This is a genomic window from Buttiauxella gaviniae (genome assembly GCF_040786275.1).
GTDB classification, from domain to species: domain Bacteria; phylum Pseudomonadota; class Gammaproteobacteria; order Enterobacterales; family Enterobacteriaceae; genus Buttiauxella; species Buttiauxella gaviniae_A.
Genome location: NZ_JBFMVT010000001.1, coordinates 1 through 21,504 on the forward strand (window position 1 = coordinate 1; position 21,504 = coordinate 21,504).

General features: G+C 52.7%; 27 protein-coding genes and 3 pseudogenes. 6 read left to right on the forward strand and 24 right to left on the reverse strand.

Translation table 11 applies throughout. The annotated features are described in order from the left end of the window. Positions 1–145: 145 nt before the first annotated feature. From traK to AB1E22_RS00020, 4 genes and pseudogenes are all read right to left on the reverse strand, one after another. A pseudogene (gene traK / locus AB1E22_RS00005) lies at positions 146–887 on the reverse strand (type-F conjugative transfer system secretin TraK). 11 nt (positions 888–898) lie between these two features. Then, the gene (locus AB1E22_RS00010) at positions 899–1,480 is read right to left on the reverse strand and encodes a TraE/TraK family type IV conjugative transfer system protein (RefSeq protein ID WP_367593504.1); all 582 of its coding nucleotides are present in this window, start codon (positions 1,478–1,480) and stop codon (positions 899–901) included. A gap of 5 nt (positions 1,481–1,485) precedes the next feature. After that, positions 1,486–1,788 carry a type IV conjugative transfer system protein TraL gene (traL, locus tag AB1E22_RS00015; RefSeq protein WP_367593505.1) on the reverse strand — a complete coding sequence of 101 codons (303 nt, stop codon included), beginning with the start codon at positions 1,786–1,788 and terminating at the stop codon, positions 1,486–1,488. Positions 1,789–1,790: 2 nt separating this feature from the next. Further along, positions 1,791–2,144 (reverse strand): type IV conjugative transfer system pilin TraA, encoded by a 354-nt coding sequence (locus AB1E22_RS00020; protein ID WP_367593506.1) that lies wholly within the window; start codon positions 2,142–2,144, stop codon positions 1,791–1,793. A gap of 196 nt (positions 2,145–2,340) precedes the next feature. Here AB1E22_RS00020 and AB1E22_RS00025 point away from each other — a divergent pair, with 196 nt between their 5' ends. After that, entirely contained in the window at positions 2,341–2,982 is a 642-nt protein-coding gene (locus tag AB1E22_RS00025; protein WP_367593507.1) for an Arc family DNA-binding protein, read from the forward strand. Positions 2,983–3,017: 35 nt separating this feature from the next. Here AB1E22_RS00025 and AB1E22_RS00030 read toward each other — a convergent pair whose 3' ends face one another. Further along, complete coding sequence (locus tag AB1E22_RS00030) at positions 3,018–3,413, reverse strand: relaxosome protein TraM (protein ID WP_367593508.1); 396 nt, start codon at positions 3,411–3,413, stop codon at positions 3,018–3,020. A gap of 579 nt (positions 3,414–3,992) precedes the next feature. Here AB1E22_RS00030 and AB1E22_RS00035 point away from each other — a divergent pair. Beyond that, positions 3,993–4,517, forward strand: a complete 525-nt coding sequence (locus tag AB1E22_RS00035; protein ID WP_367593509.1) for a lytic transglycosylase domain-containing protein — start codon at positions 3,993–3,995, stop codon at positions 4,515–4,517. Between the two features lie 37 nt (positions 4,518–4,554). Here the strand turns inward: AB1E22_RS00035 and AB1E22_RS00040 are convergent, their stop codons facing one another. After that, entirely contained in the window at positions 4,555–5,376 is an 822-nt protein-coding gene (locus tag AB1E22_RS00040) for a DUF932 domain-containing protein (protein WP_367593510.1), read from the reverse strand. A gap of 61 nt (positions 5,377–5,437) precedes the next feature. Further along, positions 5,438–5,722: a hypothetical protein gene (locus AB1E22_RS00045; RefSeq protein WP_367593511.1), complete on the reverse strand. Its 285-nt coding sequence runs from the start codon at positions 5,720–5,722 to the stop codon at positions 5,438–5,440. 206 nt (positions 5,723–5,928) lie between these two features. Here AB1E22_RS00045 and AB1E22_RS00050 point away from each other — a divergent pair, with 206 nt between their 5' ends. Continuing rightward, complete coding sequence (locus tag AB1E22_RS00050; protein WP_367593512.1) at positions 5,929–6,051, forward strand: hypothetical protein; 123 nt, start codon at positions 5,929–5,931, stop codon at positions 6,049–6,051. 470 nt (positions 6,052–6,521) lie between these two features. Here the strand turns inward: AB1E22_RS00050 and AB1E22_RS00055 are convergent. The 4 genes and pseudogenes from AB1E22_RS00055 to AB1E22_RS00070 all read right to left on the reverse strand — a co-directional run. Next, a pseudogene (locus AB1E22_RS00055) lies at positions 6,522–6,659 on the reverse strand (succinate dehydrogenase flavoprotein subunit); the annotation flags it as partial. 85 nt (positions 6,660–6,744) lie between these two features. Then, positions 6,745–7,233 (reverse strand): hypothetical protein, encoded by a 489-nt coding sequence (locus AB1E22_RS00060; protein ID WP_367593513.1) that lies wholly within the window; start codon positions 7,231–7,233, stop codon positions 6,745–6,747. Positions 7,234–7,291: 58 nt separating this feature from the next. Next, a complete protein-coding gene (locus AB1E22_RS00065; RefSeq protein WP_437178359.1) occupies positions 7,292–7,618 on the reverse strand; it encodes a hypothetical protein in 327 nt (108 codons plus the stop codon). A gap of 14 nt (positions 7,619–7,632) precedes the next feature. Beyond that, entirely contained in the window at positions 7,633–7,836 is a 204-nt protein-coding gene (locus tag AB1E22_RS00070; RefSeq protein WP_367593515.1) for a hypothetical protein, read from the reverse strand. Positions 7,837–8,039: 203 nt separating this feature from the next. On the opposite strand from AB1E22_RS00070, the gene AB1E22_RS00075 reads away from it, so the two are divergent. Beyond that, complete coding sequence (locus tag AB1E22_RS00075; RefSeq protein WP_281630611.1) at positions 8,040–8,162, forward strand: hypothetical protein; 123 nt, start codon at positions 8,040–8,042, stop codon at positions 8,160–8,162. A gap of 474 nt (positions 8,163–8,636) precedes the next feature. Here AB1E22_RS00075 and AB1E22_RS00080 read toward each other — a convergent pair whose 3' ends face one another. The 5 genes and pseudogenes from AB1E22_RS00080 to AB1E22_RS00100 all read right to left on the reverse strand — a co-directional run bounded on the left by AB1E22_RS00080 (position 8,637) and on the right by AB1E22_RS00100 (position 11,098). After that, positions 8,637–8,756 (reverse strand): type I toxin-antitoxin system Hok family toxin, encoded by a 120-nt coding sequence (locus tag AB1E22_RS00080; protein WP_225760212.1) that lies wholly within the window; start codon positions 8,754–8,756, stop codon positions 8,637–8,639. Continuing rightward, positions 8,704–8,910 (reverse strand): annotated as a pseudogene (locus AB1E22_RS00085) (DUF5431 family protein); the annotation flags it as partial. The pseudogene AB1E22_RS00085 and the gene AB1E22_RS00080, both read right to left, overlap by 53 nt. Before the next feature lie 95 nt (positions 8,911–9,005). Further along, positions 9,006–9,431, reverse strand: a complete 426-nt coding sequence (gene arsC, locus AB1E22_RS00090) for a glutaredoxin-dependent arsenate reductase (RefSeq protein WP_367593516.1) — start codon at positions 9,429–9,431, stop codon at positions 9,006–9,008. Between the two features lie 12 nt (positions 9,432–9,443). Beyond that, the gene (locus tag AB1E22_RS00095; protein WP_367593517.1) at positions 9,444–10,733 is read right to left on the reverse strand and encodes an arsenic transporter; all 1,290 of its coding nucleotides are present in this window, start codon (positions 10,731–10,733) and stop codon (positions 9,444–9,446) included. A gap of 44 nt (positions 10,734–10,777) precedes the next feature. Further along, positions 10,778–11,098 (reverse strand): transcriptional regulator, encoded by a 321-nt coding sequence (locus AB1E22_RS00100; RefSeq protein ID WP_367593518.1) that lies wholly within the window; start codon positions 11,096–11,098, stop codon positions 10,778–10,780. Between the two features lie 85 nt (positions 11,099–11,183). Here AB1E22_RS00100 and arsH point away from each other — a divergent pair, with 85 nt between their 5' ends. Together arsH and AB1E22_RS00110 are read left to right on the forward strand one after the other, a co-directional pair. Next, entirely contained in the window at positions 11,184–11,882 is a 699-nt protein-coding gene (arsH, locus tag AB1E22_RS00105) for an arsenical resistance protein ArsH (RefSeq protein WP_367593519.1), read from the forward strand. A 156-nt stretch (positions 11,883–12,038) separates the two neighbouring features. After that, entirely contained in the window at positions 12,039–12,554 is a 516-nt protein-coding gene (locus tag AB1E22_RS00110; protein ID WP_032664851.1) for a hypothetical protein, read from the forward strand. A gap of 572 nt (positions 12,555–13,126) precedes the next feature. Here AB1E22_RS00110 and AB1E22_RS00115 read toward each other — a convergent pair. The 8 genes from AB1E22_RS00115 to AB1E22_RS00150 form a co-directional block, all read right to left on the reverse strand. Next, a protein-coding gene (locus AB1E22_RS00115) for an IS3 family transposase (RefSeq protein ID WP_367593520.1) occupies positions 13,127–14,496 on the reverse strand; the annotation gives its coding sequence in 2 pieces (ribosomal slippage) (positions 13,127–14,013 and positions 14,013–14,496; 1,371 coding nt in all). Positions 14,497–15,012: 516 nt separating this feature from the next. Continuing rightward, entirely contained in the window at positions 15,013–15,225 is a 213-nt protein-coding gene (locus tag AB1E22_RS00120; protein ID WP_367593521.1) for a hypothetical protein, read from the reverse strand. Further along, complete coding sequence (locus tag AB1E22_RS00125) at positions 15,222–15,953, reverse strand: plasmid SOS inhibition protein A (protein ID WP_367593522.1); 732 nt, start codon at positions 15,951–15,953, stop codon at positions 15,222–15,224. The genes AB1E22_RS00120 and AB1E22_RS00125 overlap by 4 nt, the downstream gene beginning before the upstream one ends. Next, on the reverse strand, positions 15,950–16,378 hold the full coding sequence (psiB, locus tag AB1E22_RS00130) for a conjugation system SOS inhibitor PsiB (protein WP_367593523.1): 429 nt from the start codon (positions 16,376–16,378) through the stop codon (positions 15,950–15,952). Before psiB ends, AB1E22_RS00125 begins: the two co-directional genes overlap by 4 nt. A 44-nt stretch (positions 16,379–16,422) precedes the next feature. Continuing rightward, positions 16,423–18,393: a ParB/RepB/Spo0J family partition protein gene (locus AB1E22_RS00135; RefSeq protein ID WP_367593524.1), complete on the reverse strand. Its 1,971-nt coding sequence runs from the start codon at positions 18,391–18,393 to the stop codon at positions 16,423–16,425. A gap of 67 nt (positions 18,394–18,460) precedes the next feature. Continuing rightward, positions 18,461–18,700, reverse strand: coding sequence for a DUF905 domain-containing protein (locus tag AB1E22_RS00140; RefSeq protein WP_367593525.1), 240 nt, complete (start codon positions 18,698–18,700; stop codon positions 18,461–18,463). A gap of 806 nt (positions 18,701–19,506) precedes the next feature. Next, positions 19,507–20,073 (reverse strand): class I SAM-dependent methyltransferase, encoded by a 567-nt coding sequence (locus AB1E22_RS00145; RefSeq protein ID WP_367593526.1) that lies wholly within the window; start codon positions 20,071–20,073, stop codon positions 19,507–19,509. Positions 20,074–20,121: 48 nt separating this feature from the next. Beyond that, positions 20,122–21,501 (reverse strand): DUF3560 domain-containing protein, encoded by a 1,380-nt coding sequence (locus tag AB1E22_RS00150; RefSeq protein ID WP_367593527.1) that lies wholly within the window; start codon positions 21,499–21,501, stop codon positions 20,122–20,124. Positions 21,502–21,504: the final 3 nt, after the last annotated feature.

Here is a 21,504-nt window from a genome sequence, read left to right on the forward strand (position 1 = left end):
TGTGCGGCGGCTGTCGCGGGATTTCTCTGCTGTTCCTGGTGGCTGCCGTACCATACGACGCCGCCGGCGGTAGCGGCCCCGATAACGATAACGGATGACAGAACAGCAAGCTGGGTGCGGCGGGTTTTCAGGTTTTCGTTCAGACTCATGAGCGCGGTACTCCATCATCTGAAAACACAATCCAGGCATACCCCTTCACCACCGGCATAAAGCTGGTTTTGCGAGAGCATGACGGCCCGGACCCCTTTACGCCAGAAGTCACGCTCACGCAGGCTCTGGGTAATACTGCCGGGATTGTTCATGCGGAAACGGACAACCCGCAGGTGGTTGCCCACAAACTGGCGCTCGGGTGTCAGACGGACGGATGTGGCTGGCGTGTACGCCGTCATGCGGCTGACGGGATACTCCACATAGTCGTCAGGCACCTGACCGTTCACCACGGCGCGGGACAGGGCAACCAGTGTTTTTTCATAGGTCTGCCCTTCTTCCCATGCCTTCGCGTCGTCGTTCTTACGCAATGGTGGTGACATGGGGGTAAAGCGCAGGGTCTTGCCGTTACCGGCCTGTGGTCTGACATTCAGGCTCAGCGATGAGCCGTGGTCAGTCTGTATAAACAGCGTGAAGTTCTGCGCAACAAGCGGCGACAAAATGAGTGCGCCGTCTTCCGTTGTGCTCTGGTCATAGGCTCCGGATGGCCCGCTGATGCTGGTAATCAGTTCCCCGTCGATAACAACCTTGCTGGGGTTGTTATTGCTGAGAGTGACATTAAAGGCGGCGTCGTTCTCAAACGGGATGGCGGCGGGGGCGGTAGCGGCCCGAAGGCCGCTGGTGAAGATTCCCGATGCCAGTAACACAGCAGCAGCTGCCGGTGAAATACGAAGTTTCATGGGCAGTCCTGTCAGTTGGTTGGGGGGTTCTGCTGAAGCTCCTCGAACGAATGAAGATGAACAATGCCGTTCTTGTAGCTGATTTTAAGACGGTAGGTTTTTGCCTGGTCCTTCAGGGGCGTGGTGATAGCACCATTGGTGGTGGCGGATTTCAGTGTGCCGCTGAACTCCACGGAGCCATCGGACATGACACGAATATCCTTCGTATCAAAGCGGGTGGTGATGCCCCCTTTCTTGATGCGTTCAGCTTCAATATCCAGTGCTTTCTTCAGTGCATCCCGTTCGGTGGAAGGGACAAAACCGAGCAGCATATTCTGGTTATTGTCGATATTTTCCGGACTCACATTCAGCCGCCAGTATATAAATGAAGAGGCGAACATGGTCATGCCGGAAGCATCAGCGCCGACAGCGTCAGAGGTAAAGGGTTGGTTATAAGTCATAGGCGTGGTGACCGTTTTCTGGGTGGTGGCGAAATGCCATGCCAGTGAACCTGTCAGCACATTCCCCATGCCACTGAGAACTAATAATGAGGCAAGACCAATAAACGCATAACTGAGTTGTTTATCGCGTTCGCCTTTTATTTTCATTTTCATGGGAATTACGCCCTCCAGTGTCGGAAACTTGAATCAGGTATCTGTCGGAAGGAAATTTTGAATAAGAGCGAAGGGAGATGCCAGTAACAGAAATTAAGTAACCAGAAGGACCCCTGCCCTTTTTTCAGGTATCTGACTAATGCCCACAACAGGCCCGCTATGATGGAAAGTTCCGTAGACATATTATTGAGCACGCCGAGAATAACCAACGGCGCGACAATAAGGAGTTCATCGAGGGGCAAACCAAAATAGCGGTCCTGCTGATTGAGAGTTTCCGGGAAGTAATATTTATCTTCTTCCCCATTCATCATCAGCTCGCAATAGCAAAGGCAATGCGGGTGAAGATAATACAAATAACCAGACCGAGGAAAACGAGGGGAGAGCGGACTTTAATATAGGTGAATAAGGCAATAATAATTTCGGCAATATAAAACCACTTCACAATTGACGAACCAGAACCGAACGTGGAGCTCACTGTTGCTTGTTGAGAGGCGAGCAGGTCAGTACCAGAGGCGAGTACCGGGTGAGCGACCATAAGTGAAATTAAAACCAACCCTCCGTTTTTGATGAATTTTTTTAACTGGCGATTTTCACGAGCCTTTCGAAATAAAGACGCTACCGCCCATCCCTTTTCGACATTAAGGGCATTACCTTGAGTGAACATGCTTGTTTCTCCGGATGTAAACAAAGTTGATGTGAGTAAGTGTTTGTTTACTCACGCGATATTGTCCCATGACCCTAAAAAAAAAAAACTGTGAACAATGTCACATAAATGTAAATAATTCGGATTTATCTGAATATGGTTGTGCGTAGGCTTTGCAATCAAGGTTGTTGTTGTGTTGCTAGTGAGATCTACACCTATGAAAGTTAAAGAGAAAATGTGGGAAGGTCGTGGGCGACCTCGAAAGTTCCGTCCTGGCGAAGCTGTGGAGTGGCGGCTGCGAGCGCCGGATAATTTGCTTATGGAATTACGAATATGTGCCCGGGCAGGGAAAAGAAGCGTTAATGATGAAATTATCGCAAGGTTGTTATTGTCACTTAATTACCATTCAGAGAAGCCAGTCATTAAAACTGCGGAGGGCGAACGCCTGATATCGCTGGCGGTGAAATTTGAGTTATGGCTGGGTGAATTACTCGATAGTGAGAAATGTCAGGGTGATACAGAAAATAAAACTGAATCACCTGAAGAGCGGCTGTGGATGTGGCGTGAAGGCGAGCGAGTATTGCTTCCGGGGAAAACGACCGGTTACAGCATGCGCATTCCTGACAATCTCGCAGAAGAAATACGAATAATGGCGAGAGTTCACAAGCGCAGTCTGAATGACGAAATGCTGACAAGGTTAATGAACACGTTGGGTTATTTTACTGAGCGGATACTTGACCAGAATGAGGATGGTCAGGCACTGAAAGTACTGTGTATGGAGTTTGAGGTGTTTTTAAAAGAGAAAATAGCAGCGGCTGAAAAAGAGGCGTTTCCATGGGATAAATCCAACCCATCCTGATTTATTGTGGCCGGTATCCTTCCGGCCCTTCGGTGTTACCCTTCATTATTAACGAAGTGTCGGGATTCCGCTTCGTCTTCTGCTGTATTTATGCTGTTTAACAGCATATCAAGGGTATCTTCCAGTTTAGCCTCGCCATCTTTTCCTGTCATTTTCAAGTACATCTCTGCGAGTAATGTTGCAATAAGTACTGTGCCCTCTCGTGAGCCGGCGGCTTTTCGTATAAGGTCTCTTTGATATCCTTCCAGATCGAATTGATGGCCATCATCACTATCTCTTTTATAAACTAATAATCCTAGACGTATTAGTTCATTGCACGTTGCTGAGATGTTTGCTTCCCCGGGGTTCGCGCCGTTCTGTAAATCCTGTTGAACGATATCACGGACCTCTCGCTCTATTTTATCTTTAAGGTAAATCCCTACTCTTCCCATATTAATGACCTTACTGAGATGGTGTCGGAACCGACACTAACTTAATTATTTTTAAAACTGGTGATACCGCAGGATACAGTGTCATCAACGTCCTGAGTCAGTGACCTCACTGGTTATACAGTAGTAGGTTTGTACACCAATATGTCTCACAGTGTGACACTGTACGATATTTAATACAATGATGTTCTTACACATCTACAATTGTACGATACATGTAATACATGTCGACACCAACAGGTATTCTAATCCTATGATGTGATAGTGTCGGTATGTGCGATAAAACACCTCCAAACATAAAGTTTGCTCCTTTTTTTTAGATGTATCCACCTGATTTATAAGTAAATATCTGCAAGACGAAGTCTTGCGTGGGGTGTGGTGTTTTAAATGGTTAGCAAAGAGCGGCTGGTAATAAGTGAGATTGTTCTTACATGATATATTCTGGCGTGCGGGTTCTCCGCTAAACAGGAGCGCTCACGCGCGTCTGTAGTGAATTATCTTGATAAAAACGATGGCGGCGGGTATTTTTTATTTGCCTGGTCTGTCGTCTGATTTAACACCTTTCCCGTGGGTATCCTGATAATGAATAAATTACCATTGCTACTGCTTCCTCTTGCATTATCCTGTGCTGCTGCTCCACAAATGTGTTTCGATCAGGCCGGGCATGACTTCAGGATCGATCCATTGTTGCTCATGGCTATATCCATTAAAGAGAGCCACCTCAGAGCTGATGCCGTCAATAAAGACAACCGGAATAAAACAGAAGATGTCTGCGGGATGCAGGTGAACAGTTCACATTATTCAAAACTGAACAGTTTTAATATTGACAGAAAAAGGTTACTGAGTGATCCATGTATTTGTGTCTACAGCGGTGCCTGGGTACTGGCGCACAACTTCAGGTCATATGGACGTAACTGGGACAGTGTCGGAATATATAATACAGGTCCGTCGCAGAAACTGATTGCACAGCGCAAAAAATATGCCGATGAGATAAAGAGTATTTACAGAATTTTGTTGGCGAGAAAATCACTGACAGAGCAGCCTGGTACAGTGGGGGAATACAGTACAGTGCCGGGTAATAAGGCCAGCATGCAAACACCAAATTAATGATATAAAAAACCCCGGCTAACCGGGGTGTTATTTTTCAGTCTTTGATTTTCGCCATCTCTTCCGCCAATTTCCAGAGTGCTCGATTTAATTTCACATCACCATCAATTCCGGTCACGGGTCTTGTTCGGGTCCGTTTTCCCTGAGCGGTAATACCGGGCAAACGCCCCTTAATTAGATTTTCCTGCACCCGGTTAAAAGTGGTCCAGATATCACTTTTGCGATCTTCAAAACGGCGCGGTTCCAGAATCTGGGTGGCGGTAACGGGCTGGCGTTCTTCGCCGTATTTATAGTCCAGGGCGGCGGCGGCAAACAGGCGTTGTTCGGCGGGATTAAGATTAATCGTTTTCATCTCCGCCATATTATCGCCAATGTCGTCAAATGTTTTCAGGACTTCAAATGCGCCCTCGATAACCTGACCAACAATATCCCCTTTATGCGGCACACGAATTTCTCCGAATGTATCTCCGCACACCATGCCATTCATGCATACAAATCTGAACATTCCCGGGATCATCTGATAACTTGACGAGCCATCATGGCTGTTAAGTAAAATAATTTCCGGGACTTCAGTTCCGGTAATTGTGTCACGACGGCGCAGACGTAACATATGTTTAGTATGTTCCTGCTTATCAATATTACGCACACGCGTCTGACAGGCAAAGAACGGCTCAAAGCCTTCTTCACGCAGTTTATTAAGCAGGGTAATAGTAGGAATATAGGTGTAGCGCTCGGAACGGGAATTATGTTTATCACCGCTAAATACACTCGGAACATATTTTTCAAGTTCATCATTCGTTAATGCACGGTCACGACGAATAACGTTTGCAGCGCGAAAACGGGAGGCCAGTGTGGTCATTTTATTTCTCCTTTCAAGTCGTTTAATGGCAGGTTTTCCCTGCCGTTATTAAATCTGAGGTTTATTTCGCTATGCCGGTTAGCACGGCCAGATATCCGCTTTCGGGTATCGCTGCCGCCAGTGGCCAGCCATTTTGCGTCCAGACGATCACCGTTTCGCCGCCGTCCTCACGAACAGCAATATGCAGATCGCCTTCCGGTGTCGGGACAAAAATACCCGGTTGTTTCTGCCCCTCGCTGTTGACCATCACGTACAAAAACAGGTCGGTCAGGTGAGGCATGGTGAATTTTTCCCCGCATCTTTCGGAAGATTCAGGAGCGGCGGTCTTGACGTTTTGTGTATGCATTCTGGTCTTATCCTCTTCTGGTGGTTAATCCATCTCTCGGTGAGTTCTCTCGCGGCAAAGGGCAAAGGAGCGACGGCGCTGGACGGAAAACAAGGGCGAGCACCGCGAGTGCATTTCACCCTTGTTTTCTGGCCGGAGACGGTGCTACGAAAAGCCCTCCGCGTGAGAGCTGGCCGGGGTGATGGCTCACCAGAGCAGCAGACAGAATGCATACACCCGACACGACGGAACGGCGTGGCGGCTTTAAAGCGACGGTTCACCGGCGCGGTGAAGGCGTGGGCCAACGGCCCGCAGCAGGGGTTGACCTTGCCGTTGCCATCAGACCCTAGCGAAAGCCCGAAACCCGCAAGGGATTCGGCGGAGACTGGCCGCTGCCGTGCAGCTGCCCGTCGGAGTGGGGCTGACGACCCGGCCGGAACGGACGGAGAGCCGAAGGGGGCCATTGCCCTGACGGGGTTATGATGGAAGAGAATAACCATCAGATACGGCCACCATGAGAACCGTCACAATCGGGAAAACATCAGGAAGGTAAAAACGGATATATGACCCATACCCGGAAAGACAACGCTGGGAACGGGAGAGAGCAGCGCGTCAGCGCTGCCCTTCTCCTGCCGTTCGCACCGCTGGTGCGCGAGTTTTTAACGGCGCTTCAGAACAGGTGCAGCCTTCAGGTCGGTCTGTTTTCAGGAGCCTGACCCCTTGCCTCCTGAAAGCCGCCCCGTCAGGAGCGGCGTGTTTCAGATCAGGCCAGGCCCAGTGCCGGGTAAACACTTGGCGTGTTGCCGTTACCGGAACCGTCACCATATCCTGCGTTAACGGTGGTCATGAACTGCTGCCAGTGCTCCAGCTTGAGCACCGGAACATGAGCAGGTTTTCCGCTGCGTAAGGCATTTACAAACTGGTTAGCCTGTGCAACTATTTGTGGGTCAAATGTCATGGTTTCATCTCCATGTGGGTTTTGATAGCCGGTTTGACTTTCGACGGAGAAACCGGCACGAGAAAGCAGGCGTAAGCCTGCTTTTTTAATGCCCGGAAAATGACGCACTCCCGGTCAAAACTTCTGTTTCTACCCGCGCCAGCACCTGTGCATGTGACAGGGTGCAGACGTCGCGGAACTCAAAAAAACGCCCTTCGGTTCGGACAAAAATGCTGGTGACATCCCCGGCGTACATCTCCATGGATTTGAACGACTCCCCTTTATTCGTCCGGCACCAGTCCATCGGCGGTAATACTTCAAGCTGATCGATGTAACGTTCCCCGGTGATTTCCAACACCGGAGTACGGTACTTTTCATTTTGCAGGTCGATAAGTTCGGCCACACTCATCACGGCCATATCGGGGTAGTTTTCCTGCAACGCGCCCAGGGTTTTCTGGCCCCATTCTGTGACCCATTCGCCGCCCAGCCACTGCGCGTGGCACCAGATATCGGCGGTGGTGGTGCGCACAAACGCCATCGGAACGGCATTCTGTGGGGCGGTGTCCTGGGGGGTGCAGTTCAGATTCTGTGACATGGTTGCTTCTCCTTTCAGGTTAAGCGGTGGCAGCCTCACGCCGCCACCGGGTAATAAATCAGTCTTCCGCAGCCAGTTGGGACATCAGGATGTTGTAATCCACCTGAGCGCGTTGTTCTTCTGCCAGTGTCAGCATGTAACCCCGTTTTGCCGCCGCACCGATAAACACAGGGCGGTCTTTCAGTGGCAACTGTGCCAGGTAGTCCAGTGCATTTCCCAGCAGGTGGGACTGATAAATCTCGTAGAACTGACCGCAGCGCCGACCCGCCTGTTTCTCCAGCCGCGCCAGTACCACATCCGCCCGGATCACGTCATGCGGATGGCAGGAATCGATATTGGTGATAAAACCGTCAGTGCGCAGGAGTGAGTTTTTACTGGTCATCATTTTTTCCTTCCGGTTCATGACTGACGAAACAGCGCAGCCACCGCGCCACGAATGAAAGATACGCAGGCATCCAGTCGGGTAAACCGTTCGCCATAATGTGCGTTTGCCTCTTCAGCGCAGGCCACGTTGCAGTGAGCTTCATCGAGAACCCGCACAATGTTTTTCCCCCATCTTTCGGAAGATTCAGGAGCGGCGGTCTTGACGTTGTGTGTGTTCATGCTGGTTTACTCCTCTGGTGGTTATGTCATCTCTCGGTGAGTTCTCTCGCGGCGAAGGGCAAAGGAGCGACGGCGCTGGACGGAAAACAAGGGCGAGCACAGCGAGTGCATTTCACCCTTGTTTTCTGGCCGGAGACGGTGCTACGAAAAGCCCTCCGCGTGAGGACGCGGCCGTGAGATACCCCACCGGGCACACAAACAGCATGAACACACCCGACACGACGGAACGGCGTGGCGACATTAAAGCGACGGTTCACCGGCGCGGTGAAGGCGTGGGCCAACGGCCCGCAGCTGGGGTTGACCTTGCCGTTGCCATCAGACCCTAGCGAAGCCCGAAACCCGTAAGGGATTCGGCGGAGACTGGCCGCTGCCGTGCAGCTGCCCGTCGGAGTGGGGCTGACGACCCGGCCGGAACGGACGGAGAGCCGAAGGGGGCCATTGCCCTGACGGGGTTATTTTTTGGGGTAATGGCACTCTGGTAGCAGTAGTAAAAAACGGTTACCCGGCATAAGCAAAAGTGCCGGAGCCAGAGCATCAGCAGCCCTCAGCAAGGTATGTGTCAGGGGAAAAATCGGAAACATCAGGAAAAGAGGCGAAGGGAGAAAGCGGGTGCGCCGCAGGCGCATCCCTCCTGCTCCGTACCCCGCAGGGGTACACCTTCTGTTGGTTTTGCGGTCGCACTCAGAAGGAGAAAGGGCTGCCAGTATGGTTAACTGACAGCCCTTCTGAAGGCGCTTGTGGCAATAGCCAGAACAACATCATCCCTGTAAAGGTGGGGATTGCTCCCCACCTCCGGGTTGCTACTTACTGGATTCGTAGGCAAGTACGGCAGCGACCTCCCGTTGTCCGTCCTTTAAACGAATTTCGCAGAGCGATTTTCGGGTGAGGTAGGTGAATATCAGCAGTGTGAGGCACACTATTAATACGCACCAGACAACGGTATTTCGCGGCAGTTTCATAGCCTTCTTCTCCTTGCGCAGAGCGCGGTAAGAAGCTATCCTGATGTTGTCGAGACATAGGATTGAGCCTCTGGGTGTACTGACCCCCAAAAGTTGGACTGAATAATCGAGGCATCTCAGAAAGAGTCCATGGTATACATGGGCTCTTTTTTGTTTCCTGTTAAAGCTAAATAACGTGTCCCGCAATCGAATTATCCATTTCGTTGCTTATTACTTCACCCGCTTCCCTGCTTCATCAATAACCTTTTCGCCATCTTCTTTCGTGAATGCACTTTGCTGAGGTTCCGGAATAATTTCCAGTACCACCTCTGAAGGTCTGCACAGGCGGGTTCCTGCAGGTGTGACAACAATTGGCCGGTTGATAAGAATTGGATATTGCAGCATTAATTCTATCAATTGCTCATCGGTAAACCTGTCTTCTGCAAGTTCCAGTTGCTCATAAGGCTCAACATTCTTACGCAGCAATGCACGTACCGTAATTCCCATATCTGAAATAAGTTTAATAAGCTCATCGCGGGTCGGGGGCGTATCGAGATAATAAATTATCGTCGGTTCGTTGCCGCTGTTACGGATCATCTCCAGCGTGTTGCGTGATGTGCCACAGGCCGGGTTGTGATAGATGGTAATGTTGCTCATATCAGTATCTCATTACAAAGTGACAGAGAGCCGCCACGCCAGCGCGGCCAGAGTGACAAACAGCACCGGCACAGTCATGACAATGCCGGTACGGAAGTAATATCCCCAGGTAATCTTTATATTTTTCTGGGCAAGCACATGCAGCCACAGCAGGGTTGCCAGACTGCCAATCGGGGTGATTTTCGGGCCTAAATCGCAGCCAATCACATTGGCATAAATCATTGCCTCTTTGACGACGCCGGTCGCCGTACTCCCGTCAATCGACAGCGCGCCAATCAGCACCGTCGGCATATTGTTCATCACTGATGAGAGAAATGCCGTCAGGAAGCCGGTGCCGAACGTCGCTGCCCATAACCCCTTGTCTGCCAGCAGATTCAGCACGCCAGACAGGTACTCCGTGAGCCCTGCATTGCGCAGGCCATAGACCACGAGGTACATGCCCAGCGAGAAAATGACGATCTGCCATGGCGCACCGCGCAGGACTTTCCCGGTGTTGATGGCATGGCCTCTTTTCGCCACCACAAACAGCACTGCTGCGCCAGCCGCCGCTATCGCACTGACCGGGATCCCCAGCGGCTCCAGAACAAAGAAACCGACAAGCAGCAATAACAGGACAATCCAGCCCGCCCTGAAGGTTGCCGGATCCTTGATCGCACTTGCAGGCGTCTTCAGCAGCGAAACGTCATACGTTGCCGGAATATCCCTGCGGAAGAAGAGATGCAGCATGATCAGCGTGACCGCAATCGCTGCCGCATCCACGGGGATCATAACGGAGGCGTACTGCGTAAAGCCCAGACCGAAGAAGTCCGCAGAGACGATATTCACCAGGTTAGAAACAATGAGCGGCAGGCTGGCCGTATCTGCAATAAACCCTGCAGCCATGACAAAGGCCAGTGTCGTGCCCTGGCTGAACCCCAGTGCGAGCAGCATCGCAATCACAATCGGCGTCAGGATCAGCGCGGTGCCGTCATTGGCAAACAACGCAGCAACAGCGGCACCGAGCAAGACTATCCAGGTGAAAAGCAGGTGACCACGTCCGTTACCCCAGCGGGAGACGTGCAGTGCGGCCCATTCAAAGAAGCCGGACTCATCGAGCAGCAGGCTGATGATGATGACCGCAATAAATGCCGCTGTCGCGTTCCAGACGATATTCCAGACAACGGGAATATCAGCGATATGGATGACACCGGTTCCCAGCGCCAGCACTGCCCCGATACTCGCGCTCCAGCCAATACTCAGGCCTCTGGGTTGCCAGATCACCAGTACCAGCGTCAGTAAAAATATACACCCTGCCAAAAGCATCTCAGACCCCATCATATATGATTTTGTAAATATGTTTTCCTGCTTCAGCAGGAGGTGCAGGCTGATTTGTCCAGCCATTCACGTACATCCTCGCGCAGACACTGCCAGGTCGTCGTGATTGTCTCTGCTGCCCACGCCGGTATATGGGGTGACAGACGATAGTGGATCCATTTGCCTTCCCGATGGTCAAGAACCAGCTCAGCCTCGCGAAGAATAGCCATATGTCGCGAAATTTTGGGCTGTGATTCGGAGGTGGCCGCGCAGATATCGCAGACGCACAGTTCACCGGACTCCCGGAGAAGCATGACGATGGCGAGCCGTGTCTCATCCGACAGGATTTTGAAAAGCTGGACAGGTTGTAGCATTTATCACTCCATTCCCTTTAGAATACACATATGGTAAATCATATATATTAACTTTGAAATCATCTGTTCTCTATGGAGGAGAAAAATGGAACAATTTCCTGCCCTGAACACCGAATGCTTTGATCAACACATCGCTGAACGCCTGCACCTGCAGGAGCCACCACGGATTCTGATCCTGTATGGCTCAGTAAGGGAACGCTCTTACAGCCGCTTTGCCGCGGAAGAAGCCGGTCGCCTGCTGACGGCGATGGGCGCGGAGGTAAAGCTCTTTAACCCTTCCGGTTTACCTCTGCCGGATGATGCACCGGACACGCACCCTAAGGTCACCGAACTACGCAGCCTGGTCAGATGGTGTGACGGGATGGTGTGGAGTTCACCGGAGCGGCATGGGGCAATGAGCGCGGTTATGAAGGCACAAATCGACTGGATACCCTTAAGTGAAGGCGTAGTTCGTCCTTCACAGGGTAAAACGCTTGCGGTAATGCAGGTTTGCGGCGGTTCGCAGTCCTTCAATGCCGTGAACCAGATGCGCATTCTGGGGCGCTGGATGCGTATGTTCACTATCCCCAACCAGTCCTCAGTGGCCAAAGCGTGGCAGGAATTCGATGAGAACGGACGTATGAAACCCTCTTCCTGGTATGACCGTATCGTCGACGTCACCGAGGAATTATTTAAGATCACCCTGCTCCTGAAAGGGCAGACTAATTATCTGGCTGACCGATACAGCGAACGTAAGGAAAGTCATCAGGCACTGTCCGCACGGGTAAATCAGGCCAAAATCTGACAGGGGAACATAGTAACCATGGTTGGCCTCTTCAGGATAACAGCCAGTGAGGCCGGCCATGCTCGTACCCTATCATATCTTTTACATCTCGGGCGCATCTGCCCCGCATGGGGTTGTGATATAATTCCCGCGCCATTGGATTCGTAAGGGATAACAGTGAAAGGCGCACATAAAAATCTTTCCTTTAATGGAAAAAGCTACTGTATGAAGCACCTCGCGCCTTTGACGTTTATGGCAGAAATCGCCAATATCCCTGACCCCGTACAGATAACAATCAACTACAGCAATCATGTCTTTTCTGACCAGAAAGGAAACGGACCGGAAATTCCACCGGATCGATTTTTCTGTGCTGACAGATATGCTGCCAGCCTTAACCTGCCGCAGATGCTTTCAACAAATCTGCTGACCTCCTACGTTGTTCCCCATATCAATAAGGGAAACAATGAGATGTATCATTATATGGAGGTTAATGACTATGCGATCTTCTTTGACTTGCGTAAGGACAACGGCCACCCGAACGGCTTAAAGCTTTATGTTGTATCAGCTTATGAAGTCAATCAGTGGGGACGACACTCCATACCAAAGAGTAGGCCCATGAAATTTGCATATGTCGCACATCTGCGACTGAATGGACAGACGGTTTACACGTCCAGAAAAGCAAAAAGGCGCTGATATCAGCGCCTTTTCACCAGAGTAGATCATCGATGTTATCCACTCTTGTTGGGTTCCGGTCTGTGTCTTTGGATATCCCGCTCTTAGGCTGGGGGAGATTACTCTCCGACATCAATACCCCATCAACATACCAGTGTTGAGTGGTTCCGGTCAGTATCGATGCCTGAATAGTAATAAACCTGACGTTTACCTGCAAGGTCACTGCTATTCATAGCTATTCATGACTTTTCAGCGTTACGGGAATACGCGTTAATAGCCCACTATTCGCAACCAAAGGCCTCAGAAACAGTTTTTACTGTTGAAACACAATTGGCCTTATGCGTAACGAAGAATCGCTCTCCGGGCTTCCTGTTGCGAATTAGAGGCATGTTTTCCTGCAAAAAAGATTTGTAAATTTTTTACGAAAAGCACTTTTTGCTCATTTTGAATGCTGTTCATTTCAGCCTGGCCGTGTCCGGAACATCAGAAACGCCCCGGAACAACAGGGCTGGTATCAATACAGCTGAGGGCCGTCAGGCCGCGTAACGCCCTTGTCAACATCAGACCGTCCAGGTGAAATCAGGATAACGTGGCTAAAGCCGCAACGGGTAGGTCTTCAGGCGGTATTCAACCGGGCTGAGGCCGTTAAATTTAAGGCTGATTCGCCGCGTGTTGTAGTAACGAATGTAATCCTCAAGAACAACCTTCAGCTCCTCAACATCGTTGAATTTACGGGTGTAGAAGCATTCTGATTTTAACGTCCCGAAAAAACACTCAGCGCAGGCATTGTCCAGACAGTTTCCTTTGCGGGACATGCTTTGCAGAACCCCAAACTCCCGCAACTGATACTGATACCACCGATGGCGGTACTGCCAGCCCTGATCTGAATGAAGTACTGGTTTGCTGTTTGCGTCCATTCTGGCAAATGCCTTAATCAACATGTCGTCAATCATCGGCATTGTCGGGCGTTCTGAGATACTGTAGGAAATGACTTCGTTATTGAAGAGATCGATGATCGGAGAAAGATAGAGTTTGCGGCCGTTGACGGCGAACTCGGTGACATCTGTGACCCATTTTTCGTTGGGCCGACTGGCTTTGAAGTTTCGTTGCAGGAGGTTGTCAGCAGCACACCCACGTTCGCCACGCCAGGAGGTATAGCGCTTTACTTTGATAACGGCTTTAAGATCAAGAGCATTCATCAGGCGTTGAACCACTTTGTGGTTGATCAGCCAGCCCTCTCTTCTGATCGCCAGCGTTACCCGTCGATAGCCATAGCGGCCCTGGTTTTCATCATATATCTCGCTGATTCGACGATTTATTTCATCATATTTTCCCGGAGAGCGTAGTGCTTTAAGATGATAGTAAAACGTGCTCCTGGGTATCCGGGCGGTACTCAGCAGCTGATCAAGCGGGTAATGCTGCCTTAGTTCGTCAACAACACGAACCTTATCTCTTACCGAACTAAGGCTTTCAGCTTTTGAAGATAAATTATCCGTAATTCAAGACGTTTGACCTTCCTTTCCAGTTCATGAATTCGCTGCTCTTTTGATCGTTCCTCTGCGGCTTCAATAAGTTCAGGGTGTTCAGCCATGTAAGATACCCTTTTTGTGCCTACCTTGAGTGAGCGAAGCCCTTCTTCACCCTGCTCTTTGTACACTTTTAACCATTTGGCGACAGATGATGCACCTGCAACATTGAATTTAGTCGCGGCCTGTGTCTGAGATATCTGACCAGATAGCACCGCTTTCACAGCTTCAATTCTGATTTCAGGATCGATGGATACACCCTTATCTCTGGGTTTTAGTCCCTCTTCACCATAAGCATCATAGGCTGCAACCCAGATTCTCACCTGGGTTCTGGGAACGTTGAAACGGGCTGAAGTTAAGCGATAGCCTTCATCGCTGGCAAGATAGTGCATAACGACTTCAAGGCGTTCTTCGAGGGTATATTTACGTCCGGGCATAGGACTCTCCAGTTTGAGAGTCCAACTAAATGGGTGCAGTGCAGGGTTAATGAAAATTAACTTAGGGGCTTAATTTTTTCTGCCTCACAACAAGCCGACGGTGAGGCAAAAAGCCTCAAGCGCCATGGTCATTATACCGCAGCGGCACACTTCCTGCCCAGGAATAACATGCTGAATTTGTGAGCAAATTTAATCCCGGGTTCACCTGCCGTTCCCCGACTTTCCTGCCCATACGTCATCCCCCATGCTGTCAGCGACGACGCTTCCATATTCTGAACAGCAAATACAATGTTATCGGGACTAAAATCCCTGCCAGGGTACCCAGTGCGGGAGAATAGGGCAGCAAAAAATATCTCGCTGCCACTCCCAGCAGACACATACCCGCTATCGCTAACATGAACACTGCAAAATCCCTGATGTTGTCTGCCATTGTCTCTTTCCTCTTAAAATCTGTCCGACTATGTTATCGGCATTTGGCCCCATTTACTTAATGTTCCCACGCATTGCCAGGTCGTCTTACTGCGATGCACGCGCAGGCCAGCCTGCATAAACGAAAAGGGCTTTTGCCTGGTGTGAACGGCTGGATACGCGTTGTGCGCGTTCCTGGGGGGTGTCCAGTTCATAGTGCTGGTTCATCGCCAGATCCACTGCCCCCGTCCGGTTCTGTGCAATGACCCGGTAATCAGCATACCCGCAATGGTCACCCAGAATGACCGTATAGCGTTTCATACCCGCCCCTCCCGGTGTACCAGTTTGTTCGGGACCATCCAGCGTTCATGCGCCCTGACTGCCGGGGAGGCTTCTTTCGCCAGCGCCTGAACCTCATACATCAACGCCCAGTGCGGCTGGTTGTCCCACTGCCACCGCTCAAGGGTTACCAGCGACGGGAAACGCTCACTCCAGCGAAAGAACATGTCATCGAGCACATTTTCGCTGATATCCGTTTGCCGCCAGCGCGAGAACCAGCTGCGCACCGTTTCCGGGGTCTGGAATGCCAGGTCAATTTCGGCCTGCCCGACCCTGGACTGATACGCCTGCTGTTCGCTTATCCGGGCTTTGCTGCGCTGGCGGGTATATTTCTGCTCCCGGAGGTCCAGTTTCTGACGGAACCGCTCATCCTCCTTAAAGCGGGTTTCCGGGAACAGTTCGTATGCCGCACTGACCGATAAGGGCAGATAACAGCAGGTTCCCCGGCTCTCGATCAGCGTATCGATGGCACTTATCCAGTTGGCCTTACGTCCACGCAACTCCCGCTCAGTGAGCGTGGCGGCGAAATAGTTTATTTCCTTCAGCCCGATACGTTTGCTGCCGGTGAGGTGTCGGAAAAAGGCATGTGCCCAGGCATGTTCAGGCAGGCGTTTCCCCTGCGAAAGGCGATGCTCCACCTCCCCTACCGCACGCAGTGCTGCGCGTCGGCCTTCATGCAACGGGATCAGTGCAAGATGAGCCGGGATCATAACGCCTCCTCCTGTGTCAGCATTGCCGCGACACTGGTCGCCGAACAGCGCATCCGTGCCAGCGCCGCCGTCTGTTGCAGCAGCACATTGAAATCGTGCGGTTCAAACACCGGGGTTGTCATGAGCAGTCTCACGCACTGACCGCAGGACGAAAGCAGCACCACCGACCAGGCAGGACTGATTTCCCCAGGACTACAGACACACAGGTGCCACTGTCCGTCAGGGGGTGTAAAACGACACTGCACCGGAAACAGCCCGCCGAACTCGGTCCGGTACTCAGCGTTAACCTGCCAGTGTTCGGGAGTCTCGAGGTGACGCATGATGGCGTGTGTCAGGGTGCGCCTGAAGTCATCGCCACGCTCACGCCATTCTTCGTATTCACAGGGCAGCATGGTTTTCAAATCATCAATATTGCGGCTGAACATGGTCTTCACTCCTTATTGCCGCCCCGCAGGGCGGCACAGCGTTATCAGGCGGCTTCTGCCGGGTTATGCGAATCGGTATCCGTCTGAGCCGGTGCGGCAATGGGCGCTGACAACCAGGTGGGCACCCAGCGGTTGCCGCTCATCTGGCTTTCGGCGTATTCAGCCGCATCCCCTTTCTTCATCTTCTCCGCGTTTCGCGCCGCCCCCGTGAGTCCTGCGTCCATGAGCGCGTCAACTATCTGCGCTTTGGAAAGTTGACCAAAGAATGTCACTGTTTGCGGTTGCCACCAGTCGCGCAGGTGGAAGTTCAGCTCAGTTTCCAGGTCGTTAAGCGGACTGCGGGAGGTGAAACCGTGCTCACGGGTCTGGACACCGTTCACACTGAATGCGGTACACAGCGCCATCAGGGACGTCAGCACAGCGCCGTCCAGGGTAAAGAAGGTGGTGAAATCTTTCTGCCAGCCTTCCGGCAGCAGCGCTTCCAGACGGTTTTTTTCCGCCATCAGCGCCCGCCAGGCGACACCCGTCTTACCGGACGGTGCGTTATCACACAGAGAATAGTGCGAGCAGGTCAGGCTGATTTGCAGGGGATGGCTCTGCGTGGAGCAGACCACAAAGACTTTCTGACACAACGACCAGACCAGCATGGCGACGGCTTTTTGCGGCTGCTGCATCAGGGCCGCCTGCACTGCCAGGGTACGCTCGGAGGACATTTTCGTGACCAGCGGCAGACTGACAGCATCGGCAGGATCGGGCTGACGGGTATACGTATGCACCTGAGACGGGGTTTTCTCTGCCTCTTCGCTGTTATCGCGCAGCAGGACGCCGCGCTGCACGGTCATGGCACCGTAAGACCAGGACACCACCACGCCCGTGGCGTCTTTCATCTCCTGTGTCCAGGCCCGGTCTGTCCCGGCACTTTCCATCGCCGCAATTTCCAGTTCAAGCGCTGCGGACTCATCACACTCAGATTCAAACGCTTCATACTGGTCCTGAAGTGAGGCCAGTCGTTCTTCCTCTTCTTCGCTGTATACCGGGTTGGGTTCATCCTGCAACACGTACACCTGCGCATCCTCACCGTGATAACGCACAGACTCCATACGCGCGAGACACCATGACCAGCCTTCGGTGGTTTTCAGGTCTTCGGCGGCCTGTGTCAGTTTTTCCAGTACACGGGTATCGAGCAGCACGGCGTCCACAAAACCCCCGTCATCAGCACTGAACAGGTCGCGGCGTATTTCGCCGTCGCGGAATGCGGCTTCCCCGACGAAGCGGAATTTTGCGCAGTCTGTGGTGACTTCGCTCTCGGTGATCAGGCTGCGGATATCGCGGACCTCGGGCTTATTGTTCCAGCCTTTCTGACGGGCAGCCTCGAGCACCTGCACCTGACGGGCCGGGTCACTCTCGAGCGCCAGGGCATGGCAGTGTTCGGTGGTCAGTTCGTCGCTGGCCAGCGCTTCAAGAATGACGGGGGCAAGGTCAGCGAGCTTTAACATGCGCTGCACATGACGGGGGCCATAGCCCAGTAAATCACCAATCTGCGCGGGTGTTTTTCCCTCAGCAGCCAGGGTACGGAAGCCGACGATTTGCTCTGCCGGGTGCATATCCCGACGCTGTCCGTTCTCGGTCATTGAGGCGACGACTGCCAGATCATCAGGAACACGCTTCACGGCGACAGGCTGGTCGGGTGAAAACGTGCCGATGTCGGCAAGATGCAGCATCGCGGTCAGTCGGCGGCCCCCGGCGGCGACACCGAAATGTCCGTCATCGAGTGCGTGAACCACCAGGTTCTGCAACAGTCCGACCGCCGCAATGGAGTCAGCCAGTTCACGGATACTGTCTGCCGCATAGGGGATGGTGCGCACATTCAGCGGGGAACGGACCAGGGCTGACAGGGGAAGATATTCAATCTGCACGGCTTCAAGGGCCGCTTTCAGGGCCACTGCCCCCGCTTTATCCGCGCGGGTCGCGCTGGCTTTTCGGGTGCTTTTTGCTTTAGACTCGGTTACTGACATAGTTAATACCTCTCAGGTTTGATGATTGTCTGGCCCTGCGGAGTTAGCGCTCCGACAGGGCACCTTCTTACTGCTTTTTCACACCATAACGTTCGATATAGCGATTCAGCATCGCGCCACCGTCAGCCTCAAAATTCCAGTTACGCCAGATGAGCGGTCCGGTACTTTCCCGCACCACAAGGCGAAAATGCGTCCCCTGATCGTCTTCAATCGCCACATTGTGATACCGCGCCGCCACGTCCTGCGCCTGTTTGCGGGTAAATACCCCATCAGGAAGACGCCCTGTTTCTGGTTCTGAAGCACACATAAAACCTTCCTTCTTTCTTTTCAGCCCATATCTTCTGTTAGATTCCGGAGCCGCGGTGTTGACGTTTCGTTGTGACCGGCTCTGTTTATCGTCAGGTGATCCACATCTCCCGTTGAGTTCCTTCGCCGCAAGGGCGTCGGAAACACCGGCGGGGTTGGCTGTCCAGGGCGCCGCCTGCGGCGTGCATTTCACCCTGGACTGACGAAACCGACTGTGTTGACTTCAGCCCCGGCGAAAGGGACTTAACGGGAGAAGCACCGGGAAGGATGAGCAGGACACAACTGCAACGACGCTGAGCGACGGCGAATCGTCGTTGCCCCTCAGAGCGACGGTGGCTTTATCGCCGGCGTGGTGAAGGCGTGGGCCATCGGCCCGCAGCAGGGGTTGACCTGGCCGTTGCCATCAGACCCTAGCGAAGCCCGAACCCCGCCAGGGATTCGGCCGGAGACTGGCCGCTGCCGTGCAGCTGCCCGTCGGAGTAGGGCTGACGACCCGGCCGGAACGGACGGAGAGCCGAAGGGGGCCATTGCCCTGCTGTGTTTTTCATTACCATCACAAGGGAAGCGTCATCGTTGAATGAAAAAGATGAAGAAAGGAAACAGGAAAATGAAAGGGAAGAGAAACAGCCACAGTGGCACGACGGAACAGCGTCAGGGCTCTCATCAACTGTTCACTGACCAGGTTATCACGCGCAGGAGGATGGGCGGCGCGTCAGCGCCGTTCTTCCCGGCGCCGCAGGCGCGCGGTCTTTTCCGGGCTGAACGTGCAGAGGTTGCCCGACCCAACCTCCGCACCGGGCGAGAATATCAGTCTGCAACCAGACGTATAATCACCGTTGAAACATCCGTACAGGTAAACGTCCCTCGCGGTAGCGGCTCCCAGATATCTGACTGCGCTTTCAGTGCACTTTCCTGCCGGGGGCCGTTCAGACAAACGGCGGTCAGTACGCCGCCCGGTGCCAGCAGGGTGAAGGCATGCCGGATATGCTTAATATCCTGGGCGTGTCCGAATGGCGGATTCATGATAATTCGGGTGTAACGCTTCCCGGGGACATATTGCAGGAAATCACAGCACGTCACCGCCACACCTTCAAATTCATTTCTGAGGTACTGACACAGCCCGGCATTGAGCTCAACAGCGTCACTCATTGCCCCCGGAGCCACAGCCCGCACCGCCCTCAGAATGGCGCCGGTTCCGGCGTTCGGCTCGAGAATAATGTCACTGTCACCGATCCCCGCGAGTGAGACCAGACGGGCACAAACCGGATCGGGAGAAACAAACAGCTGTGCGCTGGCGTGTACCTCTGCCACCGGGGCGCGTCCCTCGATCCGTCCGCGCATCATTTCAATACGTTGTTTCAGAGCGCTATGCATTTTTCATCTTCTCCGCAGCTCCCCGGCCCTGAGCCGGGGAGCCGTTATTTACAGGGCAGGAATTTCGACGATTTTCAGATCAGTGATGTACACATTTGACAGGCTGTAAGCGTTATCCATTGCCCGGCGGAAACGATACGCGCCGTGGGTATCACCGGCCGCCACGGCGCGGACGCTTTTATAATCCCGGTGTTTTTCAGCCCACTGGGCCTTTGTCATCGTGATAAATCCGTCACCCGGGTAGTTAACGATCGGGGGGCGTTTTGTCGCTGATGTTGCGGCGGTCGCCTCTTCCTGCGAAGGCGCCTGATAATCGGTAATACGGTCAATGGTCAGGTTCATTGTTCTGTCGGGATACCCCATAAAGGTGTACCCCGGCGTGACCACTGAAGTGACTTCACCCCGACTTTTATTCACGCGGATAATGGTCAGCCATTCCCCACGGCTGAGCACCCTGCCGCCTGGACGAAAATCCTGAGTGCGTGTGAACACCCCGCCGTTTTCCTCCAGCATCGCGCGCTCGTAGCTCAGGCGGTTGCGGTAATGTGCTGCCCAGCGCTGTTGGTGGCGGATCGTGCGTTCATGCCAGGATACGGCAATATCGCGGGCCTGCTGCGCCGTGATAATGTCCTCTTTCATTGCCGAATAGAGGCCCATATACCCCTCATACTGGCTTTTATCGGCCGGACGTGGATACTTCTCCAGAGGAAAAGAGCAGGAGATATGCTCGTAATTACTCACCGCCATCGCCATGTTTAAATCGAGGTTCTCAGAGCGCCAGAGTTTCAGGCGTTTTTCGCTATCATTGATGGTCTTTTCTGACTTACGCAGGTCTGCCTCAATTTTTTTAATACGACGATAGCGCACATCTGAACGCTCTTTATAACGGGCATGCCGGATAGATGCAGCCGCCCTGTCCTCCCAGTATCCAGCCCGCTCAAACAGCATGACGGCGCGTTTCATCCCGTTTTCAATTTTCTTCGCATCATTTCGTGCACGGCGTTCGCTGTGATGGCCCACAAGGATGGGTTGCCCGAAAGGGATGGCAGAAGAGAGCGCATCCACTGCATTCAGTGTCTGCTGTGATTCGGTGGCGCGTTTTTCGCTGTAGCCGCTGAAGCGTTCCGCGCGTTCTTCCTGGCGCTCAAACAGGGTACTGTCCTCATCCTCAATATCCCCGGCCAGAGACATCAATAAATCTTCACGCCCGGGCGTCCAGGCCGGGGCAACGAAAAGATCCTGCTTCGGTGCCCACTTAAAGCCCGCCGCGCTGACCCGGGCATAAGTCTCTTTATCGAGACGGCGAGAAGTATAAAGACGCAGTTTGTTATCGTCCGGGGAATAGGTCGCCCGGTATGTCAGCCCGTGGTTTTCATCAGATGCATTTGTAGGCTTCGTTGTCGCGCCCTGGACGTTTTGTTGTGACATGTT

Coding starts and splice junctions, on each gene's coding strand:
- traL (WP_367593505.1), bottom strand. CDS start 1,788: ATGAATGGGGAAGAAGATAAATATTACTTCCCGGAAACTCTCAATCAG.
- AB1E22_RS00100 (WP_367593518.1), bottom strand. CDS start 11,098: ATGCTACAACCTGTCCAGCTTTTCAAAATCCTGTCGGATGAGACACGG.
- AB1E22_RS00075 (WP_281630611.1), top strand. CDS start 8,040: ATGAACACACCCGACACGACGGAACGGCGTGGCGACATTAAAGCGACG.
- arsC (WP_367593516.1), bottom strand. CDS start 9,431: ATGAGCAACATTACCATCTATCACAACCCGGCCTGTGGCACATCACGC.
- AB1E22_RS00030 (WP_367593508.1), bottom strand. CDS start 3,413: ATGGGAAGAGTAGGGATTTACCTTAAAGATAAAATAGAGCGAGAGGTC.
- AB1E22_RS00035 (WP_367593509.1), top strand. CDS start 3,993: ATGAATAAATTACCATTGCTACTGCTTCCTCTTGCATTATCCTGTGCT.
- AB1E22_RS00145 (WP_367593526.1), bottom strand. CDS start 20,073: ATGCATAGCGCTCTGAAACAACGTATTGAAATGATGCGCGGACGGATC.
- AB1E22_RS00045 (WP_367593511.1), bottom strand. CDS start 5,722: ATGCATACACAAAACGTCAAGACCGCCGCTCCTGAATCTTCCGAAAGA.
- AB1E22_RS00135 (WP_367593524.1), bottom strand. CDS start 18,393: ATGTCAGTAACCGAGTCTAAAGCAAAAAGCACCCGAAAAGCCAGCGCG.
- AB1E22_RS00020 (WP_367593506.1), bottom strand. CDS start 2,144: ATGTTCACTCAAGGTAATGCCCTTAATGTCGAAAAGGGATGGGCGGTA.
- AB1E22_RS00140 (WP_367593525.1), bottom strand. CDS start 18,700: ATGTGTGCTTCAGAACCAGAAACAGGGCGTCTTCCTGATGGGGTATTT.
- AB1E22_RS00040 (WP_367593510.1), bottom strand. CDS start 5,376: ATGACCACACTGGCCTCCCGTTTTCGCGCTGCAAACGTTATTCGTCGT.
- AB1E22_RS00095 (WP_367593517.1), bottom strand. CDS start 10,733: ATGCTTTTGGCAGGGTGTATATTTTTACTGACGCTGGTACTGGTGATC.
- psiB (WP_367593523.1), bottom strand. CDS start 16,378: ATGTTCAGCCGCAATATTGATGATTTGAAAACCATGCTGCCCTGTGAA.
- AB1E22_RS00025 (WP_367593507.1), top strand. CDS start 2,341: ATGAAAGTTAAAGAGAAAATGTGGGAAGGTCGTGGGCGACCTCGAAAG.
- AB1E22_RS00125 (WP_367593522.1), bottom strand. CDS start 15,953: ATGATCCCGGCTCATCTTGCACTGATCCCGTTGCATGAAGGCCGACGC.
- AB1E22_RS00120 (WP_367593521.1), bottom strand. CDS start 15,225: ATGAAACGCTATACGGTCATTCTGGGTGACCATTGCGGGTATGCTGAT.
- arsH (WP_367593519.1), top strand. CDS start 11,184: ATGGAACAATTTCCTGCCCTGAACACCGAATGCTTTGATCAACACATC.
- AB1E22_RS00150 (WP_367593527.1), bottom strand. CDS start 21,501: ATGTCACAACAAAACGTCCAGGGCGCGACAACGAAGCCTACAAATGCA.
- AB1E22_RS00065 (WP_437178359.1), bottom strand. CDS start 7,618: ATGATGACCAGTAAAAACTCACTCCTGCGCACTGACGGTTTTATCACC.
- AB1E22_RS00050 (WP_367593512.1), top strand. CDS start 5,929: ATGCATACACCCGACACGACGGAACGGCGTGGCGGCTTTAAAGCGACG.
- AB1E22_RS00060 (WP_367593513.1), bottom strand. CDS start 7,233: ATGTCACAGAATCTGAACTGCACCCCCCAGGACACCGCCCCACAGAAT.
- AB1E22_RS00070 (WP_367593515.1), bottom strand. CDS start 7,836: ATGAACACACACAACGTCAAGACCGCCGCTCCTGAATCTTCCGAAAGA.
- AB1E22_RS00010 (WP_367593504.1), bottom strand. CDS start 1,480: ATGAAAATGAAAATAAAAGGCGAACGCGATAAACAACTCAGTTATGCG.